This window comes from Streptomyces laurentii, assembly GCF_040635425.1.
In the GTDB taxonomy this organism is placed as follows: Bacteria; Actinomycetota; Actinomycetes; order Streptomycetales; family Streptomycetaceae; genus Streptomyces; species Streptomyces laurentii.
Genome location: NZ_JBEYHT010000083.1, coordinates 19,528 through 28,455 on the forward strand (window position 1 = coordinate 19,528; position 8,928 = coordinate 28,455).

Below are 8,928 nucleotides of genomic sequence, written 5' to 3' on the forward strand. Positions count from 1 at the left end.
CGCCCGGTCCGGGTCTCAGCGCGGCCGCAGCGAGGCGAGGACCAGGTCGACGCTCTGTTCGGCCACGGCCGGTGTGACGGGGCCGTGGCCGAACAGGGCCCGGTAGTACAGCGGTGCGGCCAGGGCGTCCAGGATGAACTCCAGGTCGAAGTCCGCCTGGATCTCCCCGCGTTCGACGGCGGCCCGCAGCCGGCGGGCGGTGGAGGCCCGGCGCGGCTGGAACACGGAGTCCAGGAAGTCCTGGTGCAGCGCGGGCTGTTGGGACAGATCCGCCACCAGCGCGGGCAGGACCCGGCTCACCCCGGTCGAGGTGAAGGCCGCGACCAGCGTGCCGACACCGGTGAGCAGATCGGCCCTCAAGTCGCCCGTGTCCGGCGTCGGTTCGGAGCCGAGGGCCGAGGCGACGGCCTCCGCCACCAGATGCTGTTTCGACGGCCAGCGGCGGTAGATGGCGGGCCGGTAGACGCCCACACGGGAGGCGACCGCGCTGATCGAGGTCGCCGCGTACCCGCTCTCCTCCAGCAGGTCGAGCGTGGCGCGCAGGACGGCCCGGTCGATCTCCGGGTCCTTCTTGCGTCCGGCCGTACGGGCGGTGGCGTCGGGAACTGACGAACTGCGGGGCACGGGGCCGCCTTCCGGTGCGGTACGAGGTCTCACGCGCCCAGTCTGCCGGGCCGCCCGGCAAGGGTGGATCAGGCACCGCCTAGTGACGGCGAACCGTGCCGACGCGGCTCTCTATTTTGATTCAGTTCGTACTGTATCGTAATCGCCCTTCGATCCTCCTCCGTGCCTCGACCAGATCGGACCGCGTCCATGCACCCGCGCCCGCCCGCTTCCGAACCGGAAACCGACCACCTCGCACCGGGGTCGCCCGCGCCGTCCGGCGCCGGGGCCCTGCTCCTCGTGGCCCTCGCCCTCGTCGCCTTCGACTTGCGCGCGCCCCTGACCTCCGTCGCCCCCCTCCTCGCGCCGCTCCGCGGCGACCTGCGGCTCGGCGACACCGCCGCGGGCGTGCTCACCTCGCTGCCCGTGCTGTGCCTGGGCGTGTTCGCGTTCGCCGCCCCGCGCCTCGCCCGCCGCCACTCCACCCGCACCCTGCTGATCGTCGCGCTCGGCATCCTGGCCCTCGGCGGAGCCGTTCGTGCCGGAGGTTCACCCATGGCGCTGTTCGCCGGCACCGTGCTGGTGGCCGCGCCGATCGGGATCGCCAACGTGCTGATCCCCGGGCTCATCAAGCAGCGCTTCCCGCGCTCCGTGCCGCGTGTGTCCGCGTTCTATTCGGGCGCGCTCACCTTCGGCGCCGCCGCCGGACCCGCCGTCGCGGTCCCGCTCGCCGCGGCCACCGGGTCGGCCTGGCGCGTCCCGCTGCTCCTGCTCGTCGTTCCGCCGGCGGTCGTGACGGCCGTGGTGGTGCGGGTCGGCCTCGACCGGACGCGCGGCCGGAAGCCGGCTTCGGAGCCCGCCCCCGCCCCCGCTGCCGGCTCCGCTCCCGCTCCCGCTGCCGGCCCTCTCCCCGGCCCCGCCCCCGCCGGTCGGCCCGCCCCGCTGTGGCGGAGCGCGCTCGCCTGGCAGGTGACGCTGTTCTTCGGCGCCCAGGCGCTTCTCTCGTACACCGTCTTCGGCTGGCTGCCGACGATGTGGCAGGGGCGCGGCCCGAGCCCGGCCTCCGCCGGACTCGCCCTGTCCCTCTGCAACGCCGTGGGCGTGCTCGGTGCCTGGCTGCTGGCCGTCTCCGGGCGGCGGTTCGCCGACCAGCGGGCCGCGGGCGTGACCGTGGCCTGTCTGACCGCGACCGGCCTCACGGGCGTCGTCGCCGGACCGTATGTGCTGCTCTGGCCGTCCGTCGCCGTTCTCGGCCTCGGGCTCGGCGCCGGATTCGCCCTCGCGCTCGGCCTGTTCGCCCTGCGCGCCCCCGACACGCCGACCACCGCCGCGCTGTCCGCGATGGGCCAGGGCATCGGCTATCTCATCGGTGTCCTGGGCCCGCTGGGCGCGGGCGCCCTGCATGACGTCACCGGCACCTGGACCTGGCCGCTCGCCGGACTCCTGATCGCCTGCGCGTCCCAAGCCGCGGTCGCCCTGGCCGCCGGCCGCGCCCGTACGGTCACCGCCGCGGCTCCTCGCTGACCGCCACCCGTTCGGCCGTGTCCGGTGGCGTGATTTCCGGCCCTCGCGGTGACACAACGTGACCACTCGCGATACCCGGCGTACCCATCGCGGCCCTGTGAAAGCGAATGGGGACGCCGGAGATCCGGGGGCGCGGCGGAGTGAAGGGGCCAGGAGGCGTGCGCCGCCGGGATGGCGTACGCCCTGGCGCACGCCCGTGCATCAGGATTCCGGTTGCCCTCCGTCTACGCCCGTCCACCAGGTAATACGGATCGTCGAATTGCTTCCGATAAAACCCTGAAGAAGGACCCGAATCGTCAAATGGGCAACTTTCGGCCGATCATTTCGAGTCGGTTGTGTGAAGGTCGATACCAGACCTGCGTGGTCTCCGGGTAAGTTTGCCAACTGCGCACCGCGAGTGAGCGGTTGACGACTACAGTGGCTGTTTGGTGATCATCGGTAGGCTCATCACACCCACGTAGAACCTTCCCCCGTAGTACGCCGATTCCTGGGCACGTACCAAGGACATTCATGCCTCAACTTCGCGCATCCGCCGCGCGTTCCGACCGCCGTGACGGCGGCCGGCACGGCCGGTCGGGCGCCCGCGCCGCCGTTCCGGCCGGCGCGGCCGGCCCCGCTCAGCAGCCCGCGTCGCTTCCGACCGAGGCGCGCATACGACCCCACCTCCTGCGTACGTCCGTCCTCCCGGCGCTCGTGGTGGCGCTCGCGGGCGTCGTCGCCGTGCTGATCACGGTCCGCTCCACCGGAGCCGGCCTGACGGCGGGCCTGTGGACCGCGCTGATCGGCGCCGCCGCACTCGCGGTCGCCGCGATCGCCGCCGCCGTGCTCGGCGCCGAGCGCACCGCCGGAATGGTGCTCGACCGCGCCGAGGCGCTGCGGCACACCAACTCCCGCGGTCAGAACGAACTCCGCGCCGTCGTGGACCAGTTGCGCAAGGGCGAGAGCCTGGCCCCGCGCCCCGTGCTGCCCGCCGCCGGCGCGTCCGGTGACGCGTTCGACCGTCTCGGGCAGGAGCTCGCCCGCTCCCACGAGGCCGCCGTGTCCGCCGTGGTACAGGCGTCCAAGCTCTCCAGCAGCGTCGGCAACGAGCAGAAGGTCGAGGTCTTCGTGAACCTCGCCCGCCGCCTCCAGTCGCTCGTCCACCGCGAGATCCAGCTTCTGGACGAACTGGAGAACGAGGTCGAGGACCCCGAGCTGCTCAAGGGCCTGTTCCACATCGACCACCTCGCCACCCGCATCCGCCGCCACGCGGAGAACCTGGCCGTGCTCGGCGGCGCCATCTCCCGCCGCCAGTGGTCGAACCCGGTCACCATGACCGAGGTGCTGCGCTCCTCCATCGCCGAGGTCGAGCAGTACCCGCGGGTGAAACTGGTGCCGCCGATCGACGGTACGCTCCGGGGCCATGCCGTGGCCGACGTCATACACCTCCTCGCCGAACTCGTCGAGAACGCGACGCTGTTCTCCGCGCCGCACACCACGGTGCTGCTGCGCGCCCAGTACGTCACGGCCGGTCTCGCGATCGAGGTCGAGGACCGCGGCCTGGGTATGCCGGCGGACGAGCAGAGTAAGATGAACGCCCTGCTCGCCGACCCCGACCAGGTCAACGTGGCGCATCTGCTCCAGGACGGCCGCATCGGACTCTTCGTCGTCTCGGCGCTCGCCCGGCGGCACGGCATCGCCGTGCGCCTGCAGTCGAACATCTACGGAGGCATCCAGGCCGTCCTCGTCCTGCCGCAGGGTCTCCTCGGCGCCGATCCCGAGGGGCTGGCCCGCCGAGAGGGCCAGGCCCAGGCCGCGCAGGCGCAGGCACCTGCCCCGGCGGCCCCGATCGCGCCGCAGGCGCAGGACAGCGGCCCGGACACGGTCCAGCTCATCGGCGGTCCGGCGAGCGCGCGGCAGACCGGAGCCCCGGCCCCGGTCTCGGCGCCCGCCCCCGCTCCGTCGGTCGTCGGCCACGCTGCCGCGCCGCTGCCGCCCGTGGCCGACGCCGGCTCCGCCCACGCCCTCGCCCACCCCCAGGGCCCGCACCAGGCATTCGCCGCCGCGCCCGCCCCCGTACCGGCGCCCATGGCCGCGCCGCACCCGCAGCCCCCGGCCGCCGCGCCGGTCGCGCCCGCAGGTTCCACCGGGCACGGGGCCCCGACCGCGTACGGCGACACCGGCGGGTACGGCGACACCACCGGATTCGGGAACGGCGGCGGATACGGCGGCGCCGGCACCCCGGGCGGCGGAGGCCTGCCCGGCGTACCGCACCAGCCCTCCCCGCCCACCCCGCGTTCCCAGGCCGAGCCCGCGGGGCCCGGCACCACGCTCTCCGCCCCCGGCGGCGAGGCCCCCCGGGCCCCGCGCGCCGGCGCGTCGGGCAGGCCCGATCTCCCCAAGCGGCGTGCCCAGGAACACCTCGTCCCGCAGCTGCGCGACGAGCCGACGGCCCGCCAGCCCGAGGAGCACGCCCTGCACGACCCGGGTCTGATGGCCGCGTTCCAGCGCGGCATCGGCCTCGCGGAGACCCAGCCCACCCCCCGTGACCCGCTGCGTCCCGACGACGCGCACAAGGAGTAGATGCACCATGGCGAGCCATGCGCCGAACGGCCATTCCGCGGATCTCGACTGGCTGCTGAGCGGCCTGGTGCAGCGGGTCCCCTACACCCGCAGCGCCGTCCTGCTCTCCTCCGATGGCCTGGTGAAGTCCGTCCACGGACTCGACCACGACGCGGCCGACCACATGGCCGCGCTGGCCTCCGGTCTCTACTCGCTGGGCCGCAGCGCCGGCGCCCGCTTCGGTGACGGCGGCGAGGTCCGCCAGGTCGTCGTCGAGCTGGACTCCACGCTGCTGTTCGTCTCCACCGCCGGCTCCGGCACCTGCCTCGCGGTCCTGGCCGGCCGCGAGGCCGACGCCGCCGTCCTCGGGTACGAGATGGCGATGCTGGTCAAGAGCGTGCGGCCGTATCTGGTCACCCCGGCCAGAACGGCCGCGGGCACGCCGGGCGGCCTGGGGCGTTGAGCATGGGGGCCCGCCAGGAGGGACCCTGGCTCGACGACGCGGCCGGCCGGCTGATCCGCCCGTACACCGTGAGCGGAGGACGTACCAAGCCCACCGCCACCCTCGACCTGCTCTCCATGGTGATGGCGACCGGCGGTGCCCCGCAGCCGCACATGGGCCCCGAACACAGTCTGGCTCTCGGCCTGTGCGGCGGCCCCACCTCGGTGGCGGAGATCGCGGCGCACTTAAAGCTGCCGGCCGTCGTCACCAAAGTCCTGATCTCGGATCTCGTGGACTGCGGGGCACTCACTGCCCGGGCGCCCCGCTACCACACCAACCCAACCGACCGTTCCCTGCTGGAGGCAGTGCTCGATGGCCTACGACAACGGCTCTGAGCGCCACGACCGTGGTCACGGGAGTCTCGCGACCGACCCGCTCCCCACCGCCCTGAAGGTCCTGGTGGCGGGCGGGTTCGGGGTCGGCAAGACCACGTTCGTGGGCGCGGTCAGCGAGATCGAACCGCTGAGCACCGAAGAGCTGCTGACCTCGGTCAGCGCGGCCACCGACAGTCTGGAGGGCGTGGAGTCCAAGACCACGACCACCGTCGCGATGGACTTCGGGCGCATCACCCTCGACGCGCGCAACGTGCTGTACCTGTTCGGCACCCCGGGCCAGGAACGTTTCTGGTTCATGTGGGACGAACTGTCCGAGGGCGCGCTCGGCGCGGTCGTCCTCGCCGACACCCGCCGCCTCCAGGACTGTTTCTCCGCCGTCGACTTCTTCGAACGGCGGGGGATCCGCTTCGTGGTCGCGGTCAACGAGTTCGACGGCGCCTTCCGCTACGACCCGGAAGAGGTACGGGCGGCGCTCGACCTCCGGTCCGACGTTCCGATCGTGCTCTGCGACGCCCGGATCGCCAGCTCCGGGATCCGTACCCTGCTGACCCTCGTCCAGCATCTGCTCACCACCATCCCGGCCGCCGTGCCGAGCTATGGAGCCACGTCATGACCTACGACCCGACCGGCCACATGCTGCTGACCCCGATCGACAAGGACGCGCCCGCCCGCGTGGCTCGAATGCGGGAACTGGGCCTCGGCGAGCAGCCGGACCCGGCGTTCGACGAGTTCGCCCACCGGCTCGCGGAGGTGACCGGAGCGCCGTTCTCCATGGTCAATTTCATCGACGAGAACCGGCAGTTCTTCGCGGGTCTGCACACCCCGGCCGGTATGCACTCGGGGTCCGACCTGGGCGCGACCGCGGCGGCGGGCGGCAGCGGGGGAGTGGGCCGCTTCATGGCGCGCGACCACGGCTACTGCCCGCACGTGGTGGTGCGCCGCAAGGCCCTGGTCCTGGAGGACGTCTGCGACTACCCGCGGTTCGCGGGCAATCCGGTCGTCGACGAGATCGGTATCCGCTCCTACATGGGAGCGCCTCTCATAGACCGGACGGGGGTCGCGCTCGGCACCATCTGCGTCGTCGACACGGACGTCCGGCCGTGGGGCCGGGCCGGTCTGGAGACGATCAAGGGGATGGCGGCCGAGCTGATGGAGCAGATCAACCGCCGCGAGGACGGCTTGCGCTGACGATCCGTCCTCTTGTCGGCCCCCGACGGTCTCAGGGGTACGGTCCGTGCCCGTGGTCCGTACGGACCGTGACCGGCCGATGGGCCTGATGCTCACGGATCGTGTACGGAGCGGATACGGATCGCGGTGGAGCCGGACGTTCCGGTGCCCCGGAGTACGGCGTTTGTCGCCGTACTCCGGGGCACCGTGGTGTGCGGGGGCCACCGGTTTCCGGCCGATGAGGCGGCCGGGCGTCCGGCCGATGAGGCGGCCGGGCGTTTCAGCGGCGGGCTCGCCGGATGGCCGTCAGGCGTGGACCGGCTCCAGGGGCGGAGTGCGGACGACCTCGGAGAGCCGCTCCGACCAGCTGCCCTTGTCCTGGCCGAGCGCGTACTCGGCGAGACGCAGGAGCTGGATGTCGGAGGTGCCGGCGGGGGCGAAGATGTGGTGCGCGTCCCGCAGGTACCGCTCGACCGGGCGGTCCGTGTAGAGACCGGCTGCCGAGTGGATCTCCATGGCGTTGCGCCCGGAGTCGATGGCGGACTCGACGTTCACCAGCTTCGCGTTCATCAGCTCGGCGTCGCAGGACATGCCCTGGTCGAGCAGGTGGACGGCGTGGTAGGCGGCGAGCCGGGACGTCATCAGGCGCGACTGCATCTGTCCCAGCTTGAGCTTGACCGTGGGCAGCTCGGCGAGCGGCTTTCCGTAGCGGATGCGCTCGCTGGCGAAGCGGGTGGTCTCGTCCAGGAGCGCCTGGTGGATGCCGAGTGACACGGCCGTGAGGTTGGCCCGGCCGTAGAGCACGCTGGAGGAGTACGCGACGGCGAGACCGTCGCCCTCGTCGCCGAGCCGGTTCGCGGCCGGAACCCGGCAGTTCTCGAAGATGAGTTCGCCGAAACTGAAACCGTGCAGACCCATGGCGGGCTTCTGCGGACCGGTTCGGAAGCCCGGACGATCGGATTCGACCAGGAACGCGGTGAGTCCCTTCGAACCGGGTCCGGTGCGGACCACGACGCCGTGCAGGTCGCCGACGTGGCTGTTGCCGACGAAGACCTTGCTCCCGTTGAGGATGTAGTCGTCGCCGTCGCGGACGGCGCTGGCCGTCATCCCGAGCACATGGCCGCCGGAGTCGGGTTCGGTGACCGCGATGGTCGGCAGGCACTCGCCGGCGGCGATGGCCGGAAGCCAGGTCTTGCGCTGGTCGTCGCTGCCGAAGTGGACGATCTTGGCGGTGCCGAGCTGGGAGGCCTGGACCATGGCCCCCATCGCGCCGCTGACCCGGGCCAGCTCCTCGATGATGATGGTCTTGGCCAGGTGACCTGCGCCCATGCCGCCGTACTCGTGGGCGATCGTCGCGCCGATCCAGCCCTGGGCGGCGATCAGCCGGGACAGCTCGTGGTGGACCGTTCGGGAGGCTTCCATCTCCGGTATCCGTGGCCGAACTTCACTCTCCGCGAAGTCGCGGACGGTTTCACGGAGCTGATGATGCAACCGACTGTTGAAGTAGCCGTCCATTCGAGTCCTCCCCTGCTAATTGCCTGCCCGTCGAGTGGTCCGAGCAGGTGGAGCATCGGCAGTGGTTCCGTCCCGAGTAGGCCGACCACTTCATGGTGTTGATCTTTCGGATAGGGATCAATATCGAGACCGAGTTTGTCTTAAACAGGAACGGTTGACGTTTGTTTCTGCATGTGTTTCATGGAGGGTTGGCCTGCTCCCTCCCGGCTGCGGGACATTCCCGGGGGACGTGTTTCTGCCACATGCCAAGGGCAAGGGAATCACGGTCATAGGGCGGTGAGGCGGGTCTCGTCGCCTCATGGGCCCCTTCCTCCTCGGAAGACGCGGTATTCCGGATCTGTTCCCCAAACCAACTCCTCGGGAACCGCGTCGGATGTGGCGTGATCAAGCCCTTTCCCGAGCCCGCGGCGGGGGCGCGGGGGCGCGCGAGCAGGCGCTTTGAGGCGCTACGGAGAGTGAAGGATGGTTGTTACGGAGCGTGCTCGGACGCCTGCGCCGGGGAAGGGGGAGAGGGGAGGGCGCCGGGAAGGCCCTCCGCCGGCCGCAGGCACCCGCGCCGGAGGCTCGCCCCGCGAACCGGTTCGTGACCACCTGCCGAAGTGCGGTATGGTTCTCTTGCACGTCGGGCCGGGGAAACCGCAGGTCAGACGGGCACCGGGACGTGGCGCAGCTTGGTAGCGCACTTGACTGGGGGTCAAGGGGTCGCAGGTTCAAATCCTGTCGTCCCGACTCGAAAGAGTC

At 71.7% G+C, this 8,928-nt stretch carries 8 protein-coding genes and 1 tRNA gene; 7 read left to right on the top strand and 2 right to left on the bottom strand.

Features of this window, described 5'->3' with window-relative positions:
- Positions 1-15: 15 nt before the first annotated feature.
- Positions 16-624 carry a TetR/AcrR family transcriptional regulator gene (locus ABZ693_RS32920; RefSeq protein ID WP_359884996.1) on the bottom strand — a complete coding sequence of 203 codons (609 nt, stop codon included), beginning with the start codon at positions 622-624 and terminating at the stop codon, positions 16-18.
- Positions 625-786: 162 nt separating this feature from the next.
- Here ABZ693_RS32920 and ABZ693_RS32925 point away from each other — a divergent pair, with 162 nt between their 5' ends.
- The 6 genes from ABZ693_RS32925 to ABZ693_RS32950 all read left to right on the top strand — a co-directional run bounded on the left by ABZ693_RS32925 (position 787) and on the right by ABZ693_RS32950 (position 6,693).
- Positions 787-2,127, top strand: a complete 1,341-nt coding sequence (locus ABZ693_RS32925) for an MFS transporter (protein WP_359884998.1) — start codon at positions 787-789, stop codon at positions 2,125-2,127.
- A 510-nt stretch (positions 2,128-2,637) separates the two neighbouring features.
- On the top strand, positions 2,638-4,689 hold the full coding sequence (locus ABZ693_RS32930; RefSeq protein ID WP_359885000.1) for a sensor histidine kinase: 2,052 nt from the start codon (positions 2,638-2,640) through the stop codon (positions 4,687-4,689).
- A gap of 7 nt (positions 4,690-4,696) precedes the next feature.
- Positions 4,697-5,131 carry a roadblock/LC7 domain-containing protein gene (locus ABZ693_RS32935; RefSeq protein WP_359885001.1) on the top strand — a complete coding sequence of 145 codons (435 nt, stop codon included), beginning with the start codon at positions 4,697-4,699 and terminating at the stop codon, positions 5,129-5,131.
- Positions 5,132-5,133: 2 nt separating this feature from the next.
- Positions 5,134-5,505 (top strand): DUF742 domain-containing protein, encoded by a 372-nt coding sequence (locus ABZ693_RS32940; RefSeq protein ID WP_359885003.1) that lies wholly within the window; start codon positions 5,134-5,136, stop codon positions 5,503-5,505.
- Positions 5,483-6,118: a GTP-binding protein gene (locus ABZ693_RS32945; RefSeq protein WP_359885004.1), complete on the top strand. Its 636-nt coding sequence runs from the start codon at positions 5,483-5,485 to the stop codon at positions 6,116-6,118. The genes ABZ693_RS32940 and ABZ693_RS32945 overlap by 23 nt, the downstream gene beginning before the upstream one ends.
- On the top strand, positions 6,115-6,693 hold the full coding sequence (locus ABZ693_RS32950; protein WP_359885006.1) for a GAF domain-containing protein: 579 nt from the start codon (positions 6,115-6,117) through the stop codon (positions 6,691-6,693). Before ABZ693_RS32945 ends, ABZ693_RS32950 begins: the two co-directional genes overlap by 4 nt.
- A 285-nt stretch (positions 6,694-6,978) precedes the next feature.
- Here the strand turns inward: ABZ693_RS32950 and ABZ693_RS32955 are convergent, their stop codons facing one another.
- Entirely contained in the window at positions 6,979-8,187 is a 1,209-nt protein-coding gene (locus ABZ693_RS32955; RefSeq protein WP_359885007.1) for an acyl-CoA dehydrogenase family protein, read from the bottom strand.
- Positions 8,188-8,842: 655 nt separating this feature from the next.
- Between ABZ693_RS32955 and ABZ693_RS32960 the strand changes: the two genes are divergently transcribed.
- Positions 8,843-8,916, top strand: a tRNA-Pro gene (locus ABZ693_RS32960).
- Positions 8,917-8,928 lie beyond the last annotated feature (12 nt).

Coding starts and splice junctions, on each gene's coding strand:
- ABZ693_RS32930 (WP_359885000.1), top strand. CDS start 2,638: ATGCCTCAACTTCGCGCATCCGCCGCGCGTTCCGACCGCCGTGACGGC.
- ABZ693_RS32935 (WP_359885001.1), top strand. CDS start 4,697: ATGGCGAGCCATGCGCCGAACGGCCATTCCGCGGATCTCGACTGGCTG.
- ABZ693_RS32940 (WP_359885003.1), top strand. CDS start 5,134: ATGGGGGCCCGCCAGGAGGGACCCTGGCTCGACGACGCGGCCGGCCGG.
- ABZ693_RS32945 (WP_359885004.1), top strand. CDS start 5,483: ATGGCCTACGACAACGGCTCTGAGCGCCACGACCGTGGTCACGGGAGT.
- ABZ693_RS32950 (WP_359885006.1), top strand. CDS start 6,115: ATGACCTACGACCCGACCGGCCACATGCTGCTGACCCCGATCGACAAG.
- ABZ693_RS32955 (WP_359885007.1), bottom strand. CDS start 8,187: ATGGACGGCTACTTCAACAGTCGGTTGCATCATCAGCTCCGTGAAACC.